Genomic DNA, 18,293 nt, shown 5'->3' with positions numbered 1-18,293 from the left:
TCGTCACCCCGGGCTTGACCCGGGGTGACGAAAGAATTGGCCCAGCTTAACGTTCAAGCCGCCAGACGGCGTGCTTTTTCCAGCTTTTTTCATCAGCATCTGGCGCTTGAGCCGCGAGAGGTGGTCGAGGAACACGATCCCCTCGAGGTGATCCATCTCATGCTGGATGCAGGTCGCGAGCAGGCCGGTGAACACCTCGTCATGCGCCGCGCCCTGTTCGTCCAGCCACTTGACCCGGCAGGTGGCGGGACGGTCGACATCGGCGAACTGGTCGGGGACCGACAGACACCCCTCGGTATAGGTGTTCATCTCGTCCGCGGGGTCGAGAATTTCGGGGTTGATGAAGACGCGCGGGGCCTTGATCGGCTTGCCTTCTTCGTCTTCCTCCTCCTGCAAGTCCATCACGATCACGCGCTTCGGCACGCCGACCTGAATCGCGGCGAGCCCGATGCCGGGCGCATCGTACATGGTGTCGAACATGTCGGCGATCAACGCGCGCAACTCGTCATCGACCTTCTCGACGGGGGTGGAGACGGTCTTGAGACGCGGATCGGGAACTTCGACGATAGGGAGAATAGCCATCGCGCCAATTTAGGTGTTGGCCCGGGCGGGGTCAATTACGCGCGACCCGCAGATTTCCGATCAGTGTGATCAGGCAACCGGCCGCCGCGCGCGCAGCGCCTGGGCCAGCGTGCCCTCGTCGAGATAATCCAGCTCGCCGCCGACCGGCAGGCCGTGCGCCAGCTGGGTCAGCCGGACCGGATAGCCCTCGAGCCGCTCGGCGATGTAATGCGCGGTCGTCTGCCCCTCCAGCGTGGCGTTCATCGCGAGCACCACCTCGTCCACTCCACCCCCTGCGACGCGGGTGACGAGGCTGTCGATGGCGAGGTCTTCGGGCCGCACCCCGTCGAGCGCCGAGAGCTTGCCGCCCAGCACATGGAATTTGCCGGGAAACAGGCGCGAGCGTTCCAGCGCCCACAGATCCGCCACTTCCTCGACCACGCACAGCTGCCGCGTGTCCCGGCGCGGATCGGCGCAGATCGCGCACGGGTCCGACGTGTCGACATTGCCGCAGATCGAACAGGTCGCGAGCCGTTCGCTCACCGCCTCAAGCGCGCGCAGCAGCGGGTCGAGAGCGGTCTCGCGCTTCTTGAGCAGATGCAGCACCGCCCGCCGCGCCGATCGCGGGCCAAGGCCGGGGAGCCGCGACAGGGCTTGGGTGAGGGTTTCGATCTCGGGCGATGCCATGGGCGGGATGTAGTCGAGACATATCACGAACGCCAGTCACCCTCACCCTTCCGGCGCTTCGTGCCTCCCTCCCTCTCCCATTGGGAGAGGGAGGGAGGGTGAGGGTGACTGGCGCAACCCGCTGCAATGGCGCTACAGGGCCACCCCATGCGGATCATCTTCATGGGCACCCCCGATTTCGCGGTGCCGACCCTCAATGCGCTGGTCGGGGCGGGCCATATTATCGTCGCGGCGTACAGTCAGCCGCTACGCCCCGGCGGGCGGCGCGGCAAGGCGCTGACTCCCTCCCCCGTCCACGCCCGCGCGGAGGAACTGGGGATCGAAGTCCGCACGCCGCTGTCGTTCAAGAAGGACGCGGAGGCCGTCGCCGCCTTCGCCGCGCTGAACGCCGATGTCGCGGTGGTCGCCGCCTATGGACTGATCCTGCCGGTGAGCGTGCTGGAGGCCCCGCGCCTGGGCTGCCTCAACGTCCACGCCTCGCTCCTCCCCGCTGGCGCGGTGCGGCGCCGATTCAGCGGGCGATTCTGGCAGGCGATGCGGAAACCGGCGTCGGGATCATGCAGATGGAGGCCGGGCTCGACACCGGCCCGGTGCGGCTGGAGGGGCGCACGCCGGTTGCGGGCAAGACTGCCGGCGAGCTGACTGCCGAACTGGCGGAGATGGGCGCGCGGCTGATGGTGGAGGTGCTGGCCGATTTTGACGGACATCCGGCGGTGGCTCAGGCCGAGGATGGCGTCACCTACGCCTCTAAGATCGACAAGGCCGAGACGCGGCTGGACTTCGACCAGCCCGCCGACGCGGTGCTGCGGCAGATCCTCGCGTTCAATCCGCCCGGTGCATGGTTCGAGTTTGCCGGCGAGCGCATCCGCGTGCTGGCTGCTACTGTCCGCCACCTCAGCGAAAGCCAGGGTGACGGTATGGTAATGGACGGAGACCTCACCATCGCCTGCGCCAGCGGAGCCATCCGCCCCACCCTCGTCCAGCGCGCCGGGCGCGGCGTGGTCACCACGCGCGAGTTGCTCAACGGCTTCCCGATCCCCCGGAACCCGGCTGTGACCCGCTTTGCGCTGACCATCGAATATGACGGCCGCCCCTTCATGGGCTGGCAGTATCAGGATCACGGCCCCAGCGTTCAGGGCGCGATCGAGGATGCGCTGCACGGCATTACCGGGGAGGACGCGCTGGTCCATGCCGCCGGGCGCACCGATGCCGGGGTCCATGCGCTCGGCATGCGCGCGCATACCGAAATCGAAAAGGACATCGCCCCGTTCCGGCTGATGGAGGCGCTCAATGCGCATCTGCGCGCCGTGCCGGTCGCGATCCTGGCGTGCGAGGTGGTGCCGGACGACTGGCATGCGCGCTTTTCCTGCATCGCGCGCCATTATGTCTATCGCATCGTCACCCGCCGCGCGCCGCTGACCTTCGACAAGGGGCTGAAATGGCGCGTCCCCCACCCGCTCGACGCCGACGCGATGCACGATGCCGCGCAGATCCTGGTGGGGACGCATGATTTCACCACCTTCCGATCGGTCCATTGCCAGTCGGCCAGCCCGCTCAAGTCGCTCGACCGGCTCGACGTGATGCGGACGGGCGAGGAGATCGCGATCCACGCTTCGGCGCGATCCTTCCTGCATCATCAGGTGCGGTCGATGGTCGGGTGCCTGTCGATGGTCGGCCGCGGGCAGTGGAGCGCCGACGACCTGCGCGCCGCGCTGGAGGCAAAGGACCGCGCCCGGCTCGGCCTCAACGCGCCGTCGGACGGGCTGTATTTCGTGAAGGCGGATTATCCTTAGCGGCTGAACCGCGCCGCCAGCTCCGCATGGGTCGACCAGCGGAACTGCCCCACCGGCTGCACCCAGTCGAGCCGATAGCCGCCCTTGACCAGCGCTTCGGCATCGCGCGCGAAGGTCGCGGGATTGCACGAGACATAGGCGATCACCGGTGCCTTGCTCACCGCCAGCTCGACCGCCTGTTCCTTTGCCCCCGCGCGTGGCGGATCGAGGATCACCGCGTCGAACAGGTCGAGTTCCTTCGCGGTCAGCGGGCGGCGGAACAGGTCGCGATGCTCGGCGAAGACCTGGCGCTGCGCCCGCCCGGCGGCGGCCTTCAATGACAGGATCGCGTCGCGCGCGCCCTCGCCCGCATAGACCTTGGCCTTGGGGTCCATCGCGAAGGTGAAAGTGCCGAGGCCCGCAAACAGGTCGGCGATCGACTTCGCTCCACCGACTGCCTCGCGCACCGCGCCGACCAACGCCGACTCGCCCTCGGGCGTCGCCTGGAGGAAGCTGGCGGGCGGGAACGGGACCGCGACCCCGCCGAACGTCACCGTTGCCGGATCGGGTTCCCAGCGCGCCTCCGGCCCCAGCCCGTCATCGACGCTGAGCCGGCCGAGCGCGTGGCGCATCGCGAAACCGGTCACTGCCTCGACCGCCTTCAAACTGTCGGTCACCAGCCCCTCGACCAGGATGTCCGGCCCCTGATCGGTCAGCGCCATATGGACATTGACCCGGCGGCTCGCGGGCAGATGCGACGCGAGCAGCCCGCGCAGCGGCTGGAGCAGCGCGAACAGCCACGGATCGAGAATCTCGCATTGCTGGATGTCGATCAGCCGGTGGCTCGCCTGTTCGGTAAAGCCCAGATGCACCTGCCGCCCGCGCCGTTCGGCGTGGAGCGTCGCGCGCCGCCGGGTGCGCGGCGGCGACAGCAGCGGCGCGCGAATTTCGGCGGTCAGGCCATGCTGTGCCAACGCGCCCGAAATCCGCATGGTCAGGAATTCGGCATAGGCCGCGTCGTCGAGGTGCTGGAGCTGGCACCCGCCACATTCGGGGAAATGACGGCACGGCGGCTCCGCATGGCGTGGCCCGCGCTCGATGCTGCCATCCGTGCGCAGCCGGTCCCCGGGTGCCGCCAGCGCGGCATGGCGGCCGTCCGCTGTCACCCCGTCCCCGCGCGCGGCGACGCGCACGATCATCTCGTCATCATTCATCGCGCACGCTCATAGGCGTGCGGGAGCGCATCCGCCAGTTCGTCGGCGAGGAAACAACGGTCGAGGATGCGCGCTGCCTCGCCATGCAGCCACACGCCCGCACCGACAGCGCCGAACAGGTCCCAGCTACCCTTCGCCAGTTGCGCGGCAATCGCCCCCGCGAGCACATCGCCGGTCCCGGCGACCGACAGCCAAGAGCTGCCGATTGCTGCAACATTGGCACGGCCATCGGGCGCAGCAATGACCGTGTCCGCGCCCTTGAACACGACAACCGCGTTGGCCCGCCGCGCGGCATCCTGCGCGCGGTCGATCTTGCTCCCCGGCCCAGCGCCGAACAGCGCTTCGAACTCACCCGTGTGCGGCGTCAGCACCACCGGCGCAGCGCGATCCCTGAGCGCGGCGAGGTCGAGCAGATGCAGTGCATCGCCATCGATCACCAGAGGTCGATCGCTCGCCAAAGCAGCATCCAGCTTTTCCCGCGCCCGGTCGTCGCGGCCCAGCCCCGGCCCGATCACCACCGCGCCGATGCGTGTGTCGTCGAGTGCCTCCGCGCTCCACCGCTGGCGGACGATGGCGTGCGGCGTGCTGGGAAGTCCCCCGGTCAGCAGCAGCACATAGCCAGCCCCCCGCGCGATACGCCGCGCGCGCCGCCAGCTCCGACGCGCCGTGCATCGGGCCGGAAACCACCGCGACCATCCCGCGGCTGTATTTGTGCGCCTGTGCACCAGGCGCTGCGAGCGCCGGTCGGGCAAGCGTCCGCACCGGTGCCTCGACCACACCCAGCCCGATCTCGACCAGCCGCACCACACCGCTATGCTGCGCCCCCGGATGCAGCATATGCGCGGGTTTGAGCGCTCCCAGCGCCAGCGTCACATCGAAGTTCGGCAGTGCCAGGCCGAAATCGGCGCCATCATCGGTGTCGACTCCGCTCGGCAGATCGACCGCGATCGACAGCCGCGCCTGATCGACCAGTCGCTGCACAAGCTCAGCCAAGGCGGGGTCCAGCCCGCGCGCAAGACCGGTCCCGAACAGCGCATCGACCAGCACGGGCGCAGCCGCCGTGCCCCCCGACAACGATTCGACCGGCCCGCTCCAGGCCGCCCGCGCCCCACCCGCAGCCTCAGTCTTCGGCTCCCCCAGCGCCACCACGCGCACGGCCACGCCCCGCTGCGCCAGCACTCGCGCGGCGACATAGCCATCGCCGCCATTATTGCCCGGCCCGCACAGGATCAGCACCTCGCTGCCCGCCGCCAGTCGGTGGACCCAATCGGCGACCCCCGTCCCCGCGCGCTCCATCAATTCGGTGACGCTCGACCCTTTGGCGATCGCGCATTCCTCCGCCACGCGCATCGCAGCGGCGGTCAGAACCGGCGCCCCTGCGGGCACACTGCCAAACATCAGTCCTCGCCTTGCGGTCTTGGCAGCAACAGCGCGAGCAACAGCATCCGGCATTCGGCATCGATCGTGCCGTCGATCAGTTCGGGCCGAAAGCGCCGCTGGAACGCCACCGTCGCCGCCAGCGGATCGCGCACGTCATAGCCGAAGCGTTCGAGCGCGAGCAGGAAGCCCGCATCGCTCCAGCCGGGGTCCATCAGATTCTTGGTCGGGCGCGGCAGCGCCAGCCGCAGGCGCGCGAGCTTGCCCCAGGGGAACAGCTCACCGGGATCCTGCTTGCGGGTCGGCGCGATGTCGGAATGGCCGACGACATTGCCGCGCGTGATGCCGTACCGATCCTTGATATCGGCGACCAGCCGGATCACCGCTTCGATCTGTTCGTCCGGATAAGGGCGATAGCCATATTCATGGCCGGGATTGACGATCTCGATCCCCACCGAAGCCGAATTCACGTCGGTGACGCCGCGCCAGTGCGAACCGCCGGCATGCCAGGCCCGCTTGTCCTCAGGCACCAGGCGGACGATCTGCCCATCCTCGGCCACCAGATAATGGCTGGAGACGCCAAAGGCCGGATCGCGCAATCGCTCGATCGCCTCCTCGGCGCTGCGCATCCCGGTATAGTGCAGCACGATCATGCTGACCGGCAGGAGCCGGTCGCTGAAATTGGGCGAAGGCGCCTCGATGATATTGAGCTCGGCCCGGTCCTGCATATGCGGAGGGATGCGGCGATGCGCGCCGAAACGCAAGCCGGTTGAGCCCCGGTGTCAGCCGACCCGTGCGGCCAGCGGCATCTCACGCGCAGAATCCGCGCGATACAGTCCGCGAATCAGGCTGCACGGAACGAATGCATCGGTCTGTCCGATCACCGTTTCGCCCGCCCCCAGCAACAGGGCACCGCCGTCGCGGATCGCCCCACGCAGCGTCTGGTAGGCGCGACTGCGCATCGCCGGCGGGAAGTAGAACAGGACGTTGCGGCAGAGCACGAGATCGAACTTGCCCGGAGGTGCGGGGTCTTGCGCCAGATTGTGGCGACGGAAATGGATGCGGCGGGCCAGTTCCGGGCGGACAACCCATTCGCGCCCCTCCTGCTCGAACCAGGTCATCATCCGTCGGATCGGCAACCCGCGCTGGATCTCGAACTGCGAGAAACGCCCGGACCGCGCCCGTTCGACCGTTGCGGCGGACACGTCGGTCGCAACGATCTCGGGGATCGGAAGCCCGCGGGCGACATAGGCCTCCTCGAACAGCATCGCGAGCGAATAGGGCTCCTGCCCGGTTGAACAGCCCGCCGACCAGATGCGCAACCGGCGGCCCGGCTGCTCGGCGACCATCGCAGCGGCAGCCTCGACCATCAGCTCCAGGACGCCGGCATCGCGAAAGAATGAGGTTTCGTTGTTGAGCAGCGCATCGACCACCGCGTCGGCCAGCGGCCCGGTGCGCGAACTGGTCAGCCGACCGATCAACTGGTCGACGCTGTCCAGCCCATGTTCGCGCAGCACGACCTTCAGCGCGGTCTCGATGCGCCAGGCGCGGTTTGCCGCGATCTGCTGGCCAGTGCGCTGTTCCAACAGCGCGCCGATCACGTTGATCGCGCCCGAAGAGGCAAAGGGTTGAGTCGCCGACATCAGCGCGGACGCCGGTGGCTGGCGACGATTCGCCCGATTTCGTCGGGGGCAACACTGCGCTCGCGCTCGCCGCAATCGCACCGGGCATGCCCCACACGACTGAGCTGGCGCGATCCTGCGCCAGCAGCGCTCCCCCCGCATTGATCAGGCCGCGCGCGCCGATGGCACCGTCTCGCCCCATCCCCGACAGCATGACGCCCAGTCCGCGCGGACCATAGACCTCTGCCACCGACTCCAGCATCGGATCGACCGACGGCATGCACCCGCTGACCGAACGCTCGTCGCTCAGGCGGATGCCGACGCCCTCGCTGGTGCGGACGCAGCGGATATGAGCGTGGCCGGGCGCAACGAACATCCGGCCGGGGCGAACGCGCATATGATCCTCGGCGACCTCGCACGGACGCCCGGCGAGTACCGCAAGCTGCGCGGCGAAATAGGTCATGAACGACGCCGGCAAATGCTGGGTCACCAGGATCGGCACCTCGAAGCTCGGCGGGATCGCGCGCAGCATCTGGCTCAGCGCATGGATGCCACCGGTCGATGCGCCGACTGCGACGATGTCGAATTCCTGCGGCACCATCGACTGGGCGACATTCGGAGCCATATGCTCGCCACCGCGATCGGTAAGGCGCGTCAACCGCTCTTCAAGTGTATTCGCGAACTTGCCGGCAAAGCTGCCGACGCCCGGCTTGACCAGCGTGTCGGCGGCACCCAGCGCCAGCGCCTGCACGGCAGCAGCGGCACCGCGTTCGGCGGCGGATGAGACGACCAGCACCTTCGCCCCCTGCCCCGCCACCAACAGGTCGGGCAGGCCGGTCAGGCCGTGTACCCCGGGCATTTCCAGGTCGAGCAGGATGACGTCCGCGCGGCTGGACGCCAGAAAGGCGAGCGCGCCCGCGACATTGCTGACCGACCCGACCACGGCAAAGCCGCGCATCCCCTCGATCATCCGGGCCAGCACCGCACGGGCGACGGCTGAATCATCGACGATCAGGATGCGAACGACATCGTCGCGCGGATCCGGCTGGATGCCGGCCGCCAGGGTGCTGCCAGACATGGAATGGATTACCTCAGGCGACGACGCCGACGATCTGGAGCTTGCTCTCCAGCGTCTCGCGGTCAAACGGCTTCATCACATATTCGTCGGCACCCGCGTCGATCGCGGCGCGGATATAGGCCATGCCGTTCTCGGTCGTGCAGAACACCACCTTCGGCTTCTCGGCGATGCCGCTGTCCTTGAGCGCGCGCAGGAAATCCATTCCGCTCATCACCGGCATGTTCCAGTCGAGCAGAACCACGTCGGGCGATGCCTCCAGGCACGCCTCAAGCGCCTCGCGACCGTCCCCGGCCTCGCGCACTTCGAAGTTCAGCGTCTCGAGGATGTGCCGCGCGACCTTGCGGATCACCTTGGAATCATCGACGACGAGGCAGGTTTTCATACGTGACGCTTCCCGGTTCTGCGGAACTTGTCTCGACTATGGAAGAAATACGTAAGTAGGACGTTAATGCCTGCTCACGTGGTCGGCGCAGTCAGCCCCGGCACCAGTGCCGCCAGGTCGATGGTCAGGATCGGCTCGCCGTCACGCTCGATCAGCCCGCGTCCCGCATGCTGCCACATGCCGGACAGCGGCACGCCGGACGCCAGCGGCTGAAGTTCGAACGGAGCGACATCGTCCAGCGCGTCGACCAGCATCGCATAATGATGGCCGTCCACAGGCGTGATCACCGCGCGACCGACACTCTCGCCCGGCTCCAGGCCCAGCGCGGCGCGGGTGTCGATCACCGTCACCACCCGGCTGCGCAGCGCGGCGAGCCCGCGGACATGGCTGTCGGCGCGCGGCACCGCGACGACATGGCCGATATCGACCACCGATTCGACCTGGTTGGCATCGATCGCCACCGATTGCCCGGCGATATGCGCGATCAGATAGAGTTGCTCGCTCATCGTCCGCCTCCCCGCGCGACATCGGCCAGCGCGCCGAGCAGCGCCTCGCGATCATAGCGATAAATGCTGCCGTCATTCCCGCCGCGCTTGCGGCTGCGCAGCCGCACAACAGGTGCTGCGTCGGCGCGCTCGGGCTCGGCGTCGAGCGTCAGCACGACCTGCGCCGCCTCGCCCGGTTCCAGCGCGGTGACGACGCGATAGCCGGCACTCTCCAGCAGCGGTTGGACAAAGGTACCCAGCCAGCCGGTGTCGCCACCGCCCAGCAGACAGACGGGTGCAGCGGCTTCGTCGGCGTCCTCCTCGCCATGCTCGCCGAACAGCCACATCGGATCGAGCATCTCGACCGGGTCGCCGTCGATCAGCGCCACGCCGGCAATCGGGCCGGGGACGCTGGCGGGTGAAATCTCGGCCGGCATCGCGACGATATCGGCGGGTTCGGCGATGGCGTAGGCGATCTCGGTCGTCCCGTCGCGCAGCCGCAGGATCGATCCGGTACGCTTGGGATCCGCACCCTCGACCGCCGCGACCGGCACGATGCGGTCGTCGATGGTCAGGCGCAGGCGGCCCGCGCTGCGGTGAATCGCCCCCGCCCCGACCTTTTCGATCCGGTCGACGACTTCCAGCGGCACCGCGCGGCGCGCACCGTCAAGGTCGGTGAACACCAAGGCAAGCGCGCCGTCATCGAGCAATTCGGCCTCTTCCTCGATCTCGACCTCGCGCGCGCGCTCGAACTGCAGTCCGGCGTCGCGCGCCAGTCCGGCGCAATCGAGCAGCAGCATCGGACACCCACTGTCGGGCAGTGTCTGCCCGGCATAAATCCCGGTAGCCATGATCGCAGGCGCCGCGGGTTTGATCACCAGTTCCTCATTGTCGAGCACATCGTCGACGCGCAGCGCGTAGCTGCCCTCGCCCATGCTCACCACCGCGACCATCGGATGCGTGCCCGTAGGCACCGGCTGCAGCCCCAACTGGTCGGCGAGCACGATCATCGGCAGCCGACGGTCGCGCAGCGTCACCACCCATGCGCTGCCGATGCGATCGACGCGGATCGCGTCGCTGCGCTCGCTGACGATCTCTTCGATCGCCTGGCGCGGGATCGCAAAGGACTGGCCACCCGCACCGACCACGATGGTGGGGATGATCGACAGGGTCAGCGGGACATGGATCAGGATGCGCAGACCCCGGCCCGGATCGTTGTGCAGTTCGACCCGCCCGCCAATCTGCTCGATCGCGGCGCGGACCACGTCCATGCCGACGCCGCGCCCGGAAATCTCGGTCACTTCGTCCTTGGTCGATAGACCCGGCTCAAAGATCAGCGCCAGCTTGGCGCGTTCGCCCAGCGACCGCAGCTCGCGTTCGTCGCGGCCGTTATCGGCCAGCTTGCGGATCAACCGCTCGACATCGATGCCGCGCCCGTCGTCGGACACTTCGACGACGATCTGGTTGCCCGACTGCCGCGCGGACACGGTCAGCCGTCCATTCTCGCGCTTGCCGGCAGCACGACGCTCGACCGGATGTTCGATGCCATGGTCGATCGAATTGCGGATGATATGGACCAGCGGATCGCGCAGCACCTCGATCATCTCGCGGTCCAGCTCGACTTCGGCGCCCTCGACATGGAGCAGCACCGACTTGCCCAGCCCCGCCGCGGTGTCCCGCACCATCCGGGGCAATGCGGAGAACAGCGCGTCGATCTTCTGCATCCGCGTCCGCGTCACCGTGTCGCGCAGATCGGCGACGGTCGCCGACATCCGCTCCAGCGCCGCCTCGACCTGGGGATCGACCTCGGCACTGCGCAGGCGGCGCGACAGCTCGTTGCGCGCGAGCACCATGTCGGACATGCCGCTCATCATCCGATCGAGCAGATCGACGTTCAGCCGCACGCTGCGGCTCTGCGCGCGCTGTGCCACCGGAGCGCTGGGCTGCGCGACTTCGGCAGTCCCGCCGGCCAGCGCTGCGATCAGCAGATCTTCGCCGGTATCGTCCAGTGCCGCGCCGGCGTCGATCGCCTCGACGATCTCGCCGATCCGGTCGACCACGCCCAGCACTGCATTGACCAATGCCCGGTCAGGAGCGCGTTCGCCCGCGCGGACATCCGCCAGCACGTCTTCAGCCGCATGACTCAGCCGCGCGAGCCGCGGAAGATCCAGGAATCCGCAGCTTCCCTTGACCGTGTGGACGAACCGAAAAATTGCGTCGAGACGTTCGCGGTCGTGCGGCTGTGCCTCCCAGGCGACGATCTCACCTGACAGCGCCTCCAGCGTTTCCCGCGTCTCGGCAATGAATTCTTGTAACAGATCGTCCACGGGCGCCCCCACACGTTCCTGCGGTGATGGCATCGGGACGGTTAACAGGTGGTTAGGATGCACCCCGTGCCACCCCTCAAAAATGCGCAAACGCCACGCCAAGTATAAAACGGAAACGAAACGAAATTTTCGAATCCCGTGCAAAGTTAATGCGTAGAATCCCGGAATATCGACGCACGTTCAATTGCCCTACCCAAAATGCAATCAACAGGTTTCGCGTCCCGCCCGGCCCGGCCTATTGGTTCTTCGGGGGACCGGATGCCAACCAGACTTGACGCAATGCGTCTCAATTGCAGACTCGTCACCCGTGTCGTCGGGGAGGAAGTCTTTGCCGCGACGCTCGACCTTGGGGCCAGGCTGCCTCCCGAGCTGTCCCGGGCACGCATGGTCTGCGTTCCGGTACTGATCTCCGTCACCCGCGACCTGATCGACCGCGAGATGCGCGGTCTGCCGGTGACGCGCGGGCCGTCGATCAACGCGATCGCCAATTCCCTCGACCTCCCGTTCGAAACCGTCCGGCGCAACGTGCAGAAAATGGCCGAACTCGACTGGATGGAGATTGGCGCAAGCGGGGGCGTATCGCTGTCCGTGCCGATGCGCGCCGAACTCGCGATCTGGTGCGTGGAACTGGGCCGCCGCCTGCGCCGCGCCGCCGCGACGATGGAGGCGCTGGGCGCGACCGACCCCGGATCGCTCGGGGCGGGCACCTGCGACAATAGTTGCATCCTCGCCGCGCTCGACCTGTTCCTCATCATGGCCGGGACGTCGAAACATTTCGACCTGCGCTTTGCCGAACTGCTGCTGATCCACTTCGTCTGCACGACCAGCGTGGTTCATCTGAACAGCCGGCCCGAGGGCAGCGCCCCCTTTGCGCGCGCCGACACGATGCCCGCCGATTGCGAACGGGCCTTCATCCCCCCTGCCCGACCTTGCCCGCATGCTCGGCGTGTCGCGCTCTACCGTCTATCGCATCGTCAGCGATACGGCGCATGCAGAGCTGTTCGAGCGGCGCGGCACCGGGGTACGCGGGTCGGACAAGTTCCTGACCAGCCCCGCCTATATCGAGGCACTGGAGCTGGTTGCTGGCCGCACCGCCACGCTCTTTTCCCGCGTTGAGCGGCATCGCTGCGGCCTTGGTTGTACCGCGCTCGACCATGTCCTTGGACGCCCCCGCCCCTGGCGTCAGATTTCGACCCTTTCGGATCGCACCCAAATCGGTTAAAGCCTCGCACCATGAGCAAGCCCGCAATCCTTAACCGAGGCGTCGTCAACCTGACGACCTGACCCGCGGGCAAGCTGTGCCCGCCGGGGCGCAGCTTCATCGGCACCATCGCTCAATTGGTCCCCTGAATCGGCGTCCCTTCCCCTAGAAGGAACCTACCGATGACCCAGTTTTCCGTTCACCAGACGCATCACGCGCCGCTCAAGCTGTGGGACAGCGCCGGTCCGTTCGAGGCCGGCGCGATGCAGCAGCTGCGCAACGTCGCCTCGCTGCCGTTCATCTTCCGCCATGTGGCGGGGATGCCCGATGTCCATTGGGGCATGGGCGCGACGGTCGGTTCGGTGATCGCGACCCAGCGGGCGATCGTGCCCGCTGCGGTGGGCGTGGACATCGGCTGCGGGATGATGGCGGTGCGCACCTCGCTCACCGCCAGCCAGCTGCCCGACAATCTCGCCGCGCTGCGTGCCGAGATCGAGCGGGCCGTGCCCAAGGGGATGGAGTCGAACCAGTCGGCCAACCACGCCAAGGGTGGCTGGGCGAGCACGCCGAACAGCGTTTCGCGCGCCTGGTACGACCGGTTCGAGGACCGCTGGCGCAAGATCGTCGCCAGGCATCCCAAGGTGGACGGCAAGACCAGCGACCAGCTCGCGTCGATGGGCGGGGGGAACCACTTTATCGAGATATGCCTCGATGAAGAGCAACGCGTGTGGGTGATGCTCCACTCGGGATCGCGCGGCACGGGGAACCGGATCGGGACCTACTTCATCAACGCCGCCAAAGAGGCGATCGTGAAGGAGACGCTCGACTTCCATCTCGCCGACAAGGATCTCGCCTTCCTGACCGAGGGGTCGCAGCTGTTCGATGACTATATCGAAGCGATGCACTTCGCGCAGGATTACGCGATGGCCAACCGCGAGCTGATGATGGTCCGGGTGCTGGAGGCGCTGCGCAAGCACGCCCCCGGCTTCAAGACCGACAAGGCCGCGATCAACTGCCACCACAATTACGCGACCCGGGAAGTCCATTTCGGCGAGCAGGTGTGGGTGACCCGCAAGGGCGCGGTGAGCGCGCGCGAGGGCGAGCTGGGGATCATCCCCGGATCGATGGGCACGGGCAGCTTCATCGTCGAGGGGCTGGGCAACGCCGAGTCCTTCTGCTCCTGCTCGCACGGCGCCGGTCGGGTGATGTCGCGCGGACAGGCCAAGAAGCTGATCAGCCTGGAGGACCACAAGGCCGCGATGCAGGGCATCGAGGCGCGGGTGGACGAAGGCGTGCTGGACGAAAGCCCGGCCGCCTACAAGGACATCGGCGCGGTGATGGACGCGCAACAGGATCTGGTGCGCATCCGCCACCGACTGCGGCAGGTGGTGAATGTGAAGGGGTGAGTTTCACCAGCCCTGCCCCTCGCCTTCCTTCTTCTTAGCCCCTCCCGCTTGCGGGAGGGGTTGGGAGGGTCTTCTTCCTGTTCTTCTTTGTCACCCAAAGCCGGAAAGGAAGAAAGAAGACCCTCACCCAACCCTCTCCCGCAAGCGGGAGAGGGCTAGACGGGATGCGCCACCCAATTGTCCGGCCGGAACTGATGGCTTAGATTGGCCTCATGGAAAGCTGGCGATGGGAAAGACTAGAGCGCGCTGTTCTGGCACTTGCGCATCCCGCGCAGGTGCAACTTGCGCTGTTTCCCGATTTCGTATGCAAGGCAGACGAGCTAGCTCTCGACCTCGAAGATGCCTTGTACGGCATTGCCGGGTACGAAGCCGAACTGCCCGCTGAAGGCCGTGTGACACTTCAGGCACTTGGCGATCTTCTTTTGGCGAACAGTGGCGAGAGCAACGCCGACTTCTGGACCGAAGACGCATTAATCGCGCACCCCATTTGGGAGCAAATTCGCGACACCGCAAAAGCGACCGTAGCGGCGTTGGGCTGGGAGTTCCGGCCACCGCCACCGTCGAACGCTGTCTACATTGGTGGGGCCTAGTCAGCGTTTTGCATTGTCCCAAACCTCCCGCACCACCATCACTCCCTCTAACAGCCCCGACCCGACAAACGCCGCCAGCCATGCCTGCACGCGCGGCAGCTCCTGCGCCACGAGCCACACCCGGTCCACCGCGGCGAATTGCCGCACGAACGGGAGGATCGCCGCGTCGGCCAGTCCGAACCGCTCCCCGCCCAGATACGCCCGCTCGACCAGCCGCGCTTCCAGATCCCCTAAAATCGCCAGCCCCGCCGCGCGGTGATCCACGTCATCTGCCGCGAACCGTTCAGGATATTTGTACCGGTCGAGGTGATGCTTGAACGGCCCATCATTCGCCGCGATCAGCTCAACATCATCGCCCGTCAGCCAGTTCTCGGGATCGTTCCGCGCCAGTGCCCAGTGCATGATGTCTAGGCTCTCGTCGATCACGCGGCCGTCGGGCAGCACCAGCACCGGCACCGTCCCCTTGGGCGATGCCGCCAGCATTTCCGCCGGCTTGTCGCGCAAGCGCACCTCGCGATGCTCGACCGCGATCCCGCTCACCGCCAGCGCCAGCCGCGCCCGGATCGCATAGGGGCAGCGGCGGAAGCTGTAGAGGATCGGGTCAGTCAGCGTCACGCTCCGGGAAGACCGCGCCGATATGCGCCTCGCCCCGCCCCTGCGCCAGCAGCGCCTGACGATGCCGCTCGGCATAGCTGGCGCGCTGTTCCGGCGTGCGGGTGCCGACACAGGCCGGGCAGCTTACGCCCTCGACATAGTCCGCGGACGCCCGCGCGTCCGGGCTCACCGGCATGCGGCACGCCCGGCACAGGACATGGTCGCCGAGCTCAAGCCCGTGCTTCACCGCTACCCGTTCGTCGAACACGAAGCACTCGCCGTCCCACAAGCTGGCGTCCTGCGGCACCTGTTCGAGATAGGCGAGGATGCCGCCCTTGAGGTGAAACACCTGCTCGACCCCCTCGCTCAGCGCGAACGCGGTCGATTTCTCGCAGCGGATACCGCCGGTGCAGAACATTGCGATCTTGGGCGTGCGCCCCTCCGCCTCGATCTCCGCGCGCTTGGCGCGGAACCAGTCGGGAAACTCGCTGAAGCTGCGCGTCTGCGGGTCGATCGCCCCGCGAAAGGTGCCGATCGCGACCTCATAATCGTTGCGCGTGTCGATCAGCACCGTGTCGGGATCGGCGATCAGGTCGTTCCACTCGGTCGGCGCGACATAATGGCCGACGCCGGCCAGCGGATCGATGTCCGGCTGCCCCATCGTCACGATCTCGCGCTTCAGCCGCACCTTCATCCGGTGGAACGGCATCACGGCAGCGTGCGAGAATTTGACGTCGATATCCGCGCAACCGGGCAGCGCCCGGATATGCGCCAGCACCGCGTCGATCGCCGCATCGCTGCCCGCGATCGTCCCGTTGATTCCCTCGCGCGCCAGCAGCAACGTGCCCTTCACCCCCTGCGCGACGCACAGCTCCAGCAGCGGACCACGAATGGCCGCCGGATCGTCGAACCGGGTGAATTGATACAGCGCCGCGACGCGGACTTCGCTCATCAGCTGACCTTGAACGCTGCCCCAAACAGCAGCACATCGGCGTCGGGCGGCGATACCTGCAGCTCGCCCCCGCCCTGCGTCACCAGCTGATGCACGAGATACGCCGCCGCCGCGCGCGGGGTCACCGGCGAATCGCCGGTATCGCCACTCAGCGCGCCGCGCAGCTCGCCGTCCAGCACGATGCGCGGCCCCTCGGCCCGCACCACGATCTCGACCATGTCGTCGCGCGCCTCGGCACCGATATCCAACTGCCCGCCGCGCACCAGCGCATCGCCGCCGATCAGCGCGAGATTGAGCAGCACCTTGATTACTTGCTTGGGCAGCACCGGATCCTCGACCATCCAGCCGATCGACACGCGGTGGTTGTCGCCGAACAGCCCGTCGATCGCCGCCTGCGCCTCACGCGTGTCGACGGTGTCGCCGAACCCGCCTGCCGCGCCGAACGCCAGACGGAAGAACTTCAGCTTGTTCGCGCTCGCCTTCGCGCTCTCCGCGAGCAGCTCCAGGCAGCGCGCGCGCATCTCCGGGTCATGCTCGTCCGCCAGCAATTCCAGCCCGTTGTTGAGCGCGCCCACCGGGCTCAGCAGGTCATGGCACAGGCGCGAGCAGAGCAGGCTGGCAAAGTCGGTCGGCGAGATGTTCATGGATGCTCCCATTGCTCCTCGCCCCCTTTGGCGCACCCGCGCCGCCGCTGCAAGCACACCCTCTTCGCAACTGGACCAATCGCGGCTAGCGTCCGCCGCAAACAGACGTGGGAGAGACTGAATGCGGCATATGCTGACAGCGTTGACGGCACTGACCCTTGCGATCCCGGCGGCCCCCGCGCTCGCCCAGACCCGCGCCGCGCCGGCCGATGCGGTCAAGCTCGACACCAAGCGCATCGACGCGATGCTCACGCAGATGGTCGCGGACGGCCGCGCGGTAGGCGGGTCGGTGCTGGTGTGGAAGGACGGGCGCGAGGTGCATTTCGCCACGCGCGGGGTGGCCGACCGGGAGGCGAGCCGCCCGTTCGCGCGCGATACTTTGGTCCAGATCTATTCGATGACCAAGCCGGTCACCGGCGTTGCCCTCATGCAGCTATGGGAACAGGGCAAGTTCCGGCTCGACGATCCGCTCGCCCGCTACCTCCCTGACTTCGCGAACATGCAGGTGCAGGACGGCACCGGCCCCGATGGCAAGCCGCTGTGGCGCGCCGCGAGCCGCCCGATCACGATTCGCGACGTGCTGCGCCATACCGCCGGCTTTGCCTATGGTCCCGGCCCGACCGAGGCGCACAAGGCGTTCGTCGCCGCCGACCCGCTCAATGCACAGAATACGCTGGCCGAATTCGGCCGCCGTCTGGCGAAGGTGCCGCTGCTGTCCGAACCCGGCACCGAATGGCACTACAGCGCCGGGGTCGATGTTCAGGCGCTGCTGGTCGAGCGCCTCAGCGGCATGAAGTTCACCGACTATGTCCAGAAGCATGTCTTCGACCCGCTCAAGATGCGCGAAGCCGCCTGGCACCAGCCGATGGACCGCCTCCCGCGCTTTGCCGCGACCTATATCAAGCAGGGCGGCGGGCTCGTCCGCCAGCCCGACACCCAGATGCGCGAGCGCAACTTCCCCGGTGTCCCGCTGACGATGGGCGGCGCGGGCATCGTCGCCCCGATCGACGATTATATGCGCTTTGCCCGGATGCTGCTGAACGGCGGCGAGCTCGACGGCGCGCGTATCCTGAAGCCCGCGACGATCCGGCTGATGGCGACCGACATGCTCGACCCGGCGATCAAGGAACGCGAATGGCTGATGGGCAAGATCGACGGCGGCTTCGGCGTCAACTTCGCCGTCCGCACCGCCCGCCCCGCCACGCCGGATCGCAACCGCGGCGCGGTCGGCGAATTCTTCTGGGACGGCGCGGCGACGACATTGTTCTGGGTCGATCCCGCCAACAACATGGCGGTGGTGTTCTTCGTCCAGACTTTCCCGTTCGACACGACGCTGCACACCGATATTCGCAAGGCGGTGTACGGCGCGGACTATCTCGGGCCGAAGGGGGATTGAAGACT

The 18,293-nt window shown here is 67.3% G+C and carries 17 protein-coding genes and 3 pseudogenes; 6 read left to right on the top strand and 14 right to left on the bottom strand.

Features of this window, described 5'->3' with window-relative positions:
- Positions 1-3 precede the first annotated feature (3 nt).
- Positions 4-582: a peptide deformylase gene (def, locus tag LRS12_RS14850; RefSeq protein ID WP_257845196.1), complete on the bottom strand. Its 579-nt coding sequence runs from the start codon at positions 580-582 to the stop codon at positions 4-6.
- Between the two features lie 69 nt (positions 583-651).
- On the bottom strand, positions 652-1,248 hold the full coding sequence (gene recR, locus LRS12_RS14845; RefSeq protein ID WP_257845195.1) for a recombination mediator RecR: 597 nt from the start codon (positions 1,246-1,248) through the stop codon (positions 652-654).
- Positions 1,249-1,395: 147 nt separating this feature from the next.
- Between recR and fmt the strand changes: the two are divergent.
- A pseudogene (fmt, locus tag LRS12_RS14840) lies at positions 1,396-2,303 on the top strand (methionyl-tRNA formyltransferase); the annotation flags it as partial.
- Positions 2,301-3,041 carry a tRNA pseudouridine(38-40) synthase TruA gene (gene truA, locus LRS12_RS14835; protein ID WP_257845524.1) on the top strand — a complete coding sequence of 247 codons (741 nt, stop codon included), beginning with the start codon at positions 2,301-2,303 and terminating at the stop codon, positions 3,039-3,041. The pseudogene fmt and the gene truA, both read left to right, overlap by 3 nt.
- Here the strand turns inward: truA and LRS12_RS14830 are convergent.
- The 9 genes and pseudogenes from LRS12_RS14830 to LRS12_RS14795 form a co-directional block, all read right to left on the bottom strand.
- Positions 3,038-4,234 carry a class I SAM-dependent RNA methyltransferase gene (locus LRS12_RS14830; protein WP_257845194.1) on the bottom strand — a complete coding sequence of 399 codons (1,197 nt, stop codon included), beginning with the start codon at positions 4,232-4,234 and terminating at the stop codon, positions 3,038-3,040. The genes truA and LRS12_RS14830 overlap by 4 nt on opposite strands.
- Positions 4,231-4,848 carry an NAD(P)H-hydrate dehydratase gene (locus tag LRS12_RS20100; RefSeq protein ID WP_308223026.1) on the bottom strand — a complete coding sequence of 206 codons (618 nt, stop codon included), beginning with the start codon at positions 4,846-4,848 and terminating at the stop codon, positions 4,231-4,233. Before LRS12_RS20100 ends, LRS12_RS14830 begins: the two co-directional genes overlap by 4 nt.
- A gap of 226 nt (positions 4,849-5,074) precedes the next feature.
- A pseudogene (locus LRS12_RS20095) lies at positions 5,075-5,584 on the bottom strand (NAD(P)H-hydrate epimerase); the annotation flags it as partial.
- 47 nt (positions 5,585-5,631) lie between these two features.
- Positions 5,632-6,339 carry an N-acetylmuramoyl-L-alanine amidase gene (locus LRS12_RS14820; protein WP_257845193.1) on the bottom strand — a complete coding sequence of 236 codons (708 nt, stop codon included), beginning with the start codon at positions 6,337-6,339 and terminating at the stop codon, positions 5,632-5,634.
- A 54-nt stretch (positions 6,340-6,393) separates the two neighbouring features.
- Positions 6,394-7,254, bottom strand: coding sequence for a protein-glutamate O-methyltransferase CheR (locus tag LRS12_RS14815; protein WP_257845192.1), 861 nt, complete (start codon positions 7,252-7,254; stop codon positions 6,394-6,396).
- Positions 7,255-7,354: 100 nt separating this feature from the next.
- Positions 7,355-8,191: pseudogene (locus LRS12_RS14810) on the bottom strand (chemotaxis protein CheB); the annotation flags it as partial.
- Positions 8,192-8,324: 133 nt separating this feature from the next.
- A complete protein-coding gene (locus LRS12_RS14805; protein WP_257845191.1) occupies positions 8,325-8,693 on the bottom strand; it encodes a response regulator in 369 nt (122 codons plus the stop codon).
- A gap of 74 nt (positions 8,694-8,767) precedes the next feature.
- Positions 8,768-9,199: a chemotaxis protein CheW gene (locus tag LRS12_RS14800; RefSeq protein ID WP_257845190.1), complete on the bottom strand. Its 432-nt coding sequence runs from the start codon at positions 9,197-9,199 to the stop codon at positions 8,768-8,770.
- Positions 9,196-11,505, bottom strand: coding sequence for a chemotaxis protein CheA (locus tag LRS12_RS14795; protein WP_257845189.1), 2,310 nt, complete (start codon positions 11,503-11,505; stop codon positions 9,196-9,198). Before LRS12_RS14795 ends, LRS12_RS14800 begins: the two co-directional genes overlap by 4 nt.
- Positions 11,506-11,763: 258 nt before the next feature.
- On the opposite strand from LRS12_RS14795, the gene LRS12_RS14790 reads away from it, so the two are divergent.
- The 3 genes from LRS12_RS14790 to LRS12_RS14780 all read left to right on the top strand — a co-directional run bounded on the left by LRS12_RS14790 (position 11,764) and on the right by LRS12_RS14780 (position 14,702).
- Positions 11,764-12,621: a hypothetical protein gene (locus LRS12_RS14790; protein ID WP_257845188.1), complete on the top strand. Its 858-nt coding sequence runs from the start codon at positions 11,764-11,766 to the stop codon at positions 12,619-12,621.
- A 267-nt stretch (positions 12,622-12,888) separates the two neighbouring features.
- Positions 12,889-14,112 carry an RtcB family protein gene (locus LRS12_RS14785; protein ID WP_257845187.1) on the top strand — a complete coding sequence of 408 codons (1,224 nt, stop codon included), beginning with the start codon at positions 12,889-12,891 and terminating at the stop codon, positions 14,110-14,112.
- 212 nt (positions 14,113-14,324) lie between these two features.
- A complete protein-coding gene (locus tag LRS12_RS14780; RefSeq protein WP_257845186.1) occupies positions 14,325-14,702 on the top strand; it encodes a hypothetical protein in 378 nt (125 codons plus the stop codon).
- Here LRS12_RS14780 and LRS12_RS14775 read toward each other — a convergent pair whose 3' ends face one another.
- The 3 genes from LRS12_RS14775 to LRS12_RS14765 are packed head-to-tail and all read right to left on the bottom strand — an operon-like array spanning position 14,703 to position 16,892.
- Entirely contained in the window at positions 14,703-15,311 is a 609-nt protein-coding gene (locus LRS12_RS14775; protein ID WP_257845523.1) for a glutathione S-transferase, read from the bottom strand.
- Complete coding sequence (locus LRS12_RS14770) at positions 15,304-16,248, bottom strand: rhodanese-related sulfurtransferase (RefSeq protein ID WP_257845185.1); 945 nt, start codon at positions 16,246-16,248, stop codon at positions 15,304-15,306. The genes LRS12_RS14775 and LRS12_RS14770 overlap by 8 nt, the downstream gene beginning before the upstream one ends.
- Positions 16,248-16,892, bottom strand: a complete 645-nt coding sequence (locus tag LRS12_RS14765) for a histidine phosphotransferase family protein (protein WP_257845184.1) — start codon at positions 16,890-16,892, stop codon at positions 16,248-16,250. The genes LRS12_RS14770 and LRS12_RS14765 overlap by 1 nt, the downstream gene beginning before the upstream one ends.
- 121 nt (positions 16,893-17,013) lie before the next feature.
- Here LRS12_RS14765 and LRS12_RS14760 point away from each other — a divergent pair, with 121 nt between their 5' ends.
- Entirely contained in the window at positions 17,014-18,288 is a 1,275-nt protein-coding gene (locus tag LRS12_RS14760) for a serine hydrolase (protein WP_257845183.1), read from the top strand.
- Positions 18,289-18,293: the final 5 nt, after the last annotated feature.

This window comes from Sphingomonas sp. J344 (assembly GCF_024700005.1).
Lineage (GTDB): Bacteria > Pseudomonadota > Alphaproteobacteria > Sphingomonadales > Sphingomonadaceae > Sphingomonas.
The sequence above is the reverse complement of the archived record's forward strand: the minus strand, read 5'-3'. Positions and strand labels throughout refer to the sequence as shown.

Bases quoted from the DNA above. Each gene is read 5' to 3' on its own strand.
- def (WP_257845196.1), bottom strand. From the start codon at position 582: ATGGCTATTCTCCCTATCGTCGAAGTTCCCGATCCGCGTCTCAAGACC.
- recR (WP_257845195.1), bottom strand. From the start codon at position 1,248: ATGGCATCGCCCGAGATCGAAACCCTCACCCAAGCCCTGTCGCGGCTC.
- LRS12_RS14830 (WP_257845194.1), bottom strand. From the start codon at position 4,234: ATGAATGATGACGAGATGATCGTGCGCGTCGCCGCGCGCGGGGACGGG.
- LRS12_RS14820 (WP_257845193.1), bottom strand. From the start codon at position 6,339: ATGCAGGACCGGGCCGAGCTCAATATCATCGAGGCGCCTTCGCCCAAT.
- LRS12_RS14815 (WP_257845192.1), bottom strand. From the start codon at position 7,254: ATGTCGGCGACTCAACCCTTTGCCTCTTCGGGCGCGATCAACGTGATC.
- LRS12_RS14805 (WP_257845191.1), bottom strand. From the start codon at position 8,693: ATGAAAACCTGCCTCGTCGTCGATGATTCCAAGGTGATCCGCAAGGTC.
- LRS12_RS14800 (WP_257845190.1), bottom strand. From the start codon at position 9,199: ATGAGCGAGCAACTCTATCTGATCGCGCATATCGCCGGGCAATCGGTG.
- LRS12_RS14790 (WP_257845188.1), top strand. From the start codon at position 11,764: ATGCCAACCAGACTTGACGCAATGCGTCTCAATTGCAGACTCGTCACC.
- LRS12_RS14785 (WP_257845187.1), top strand. From the start codon at position 12,889: ATGACCCAGTTTTCCGTTCACCAGACGCATCACGCGCCGCTCAAGCTG.
- LRS12_RS14780 (WP_257845186.1), top strand. From the start codon at position 14,325: ATGGAAAGCTGGCGATGGGAAAGACTAGAGCGCGCTGTTCTGGCACTT.
- LRS12_RS14770 (WP_257845185.1), bottom strand. From the start codon at position 16,248: ATGAGCGAAGTCCGCGTCGCGGCGCTGTATCAATTCACCCGGTTCGAC.
- LRS12_RS14765 (WP_257845184.1), bottom strand. From the start codon at position 16,892: ATGAACATCTCGCCGACCGACTTTGCCAGCCTGCTCTGCTCGCGCCTG.
- LRS12_RS14760 (WP_257845183.1), top strand. From the start codon at position 17,014: ATGCGGCATATGCTGACAGCGTTGACGGCACTGACCCTTGCGATCCCG.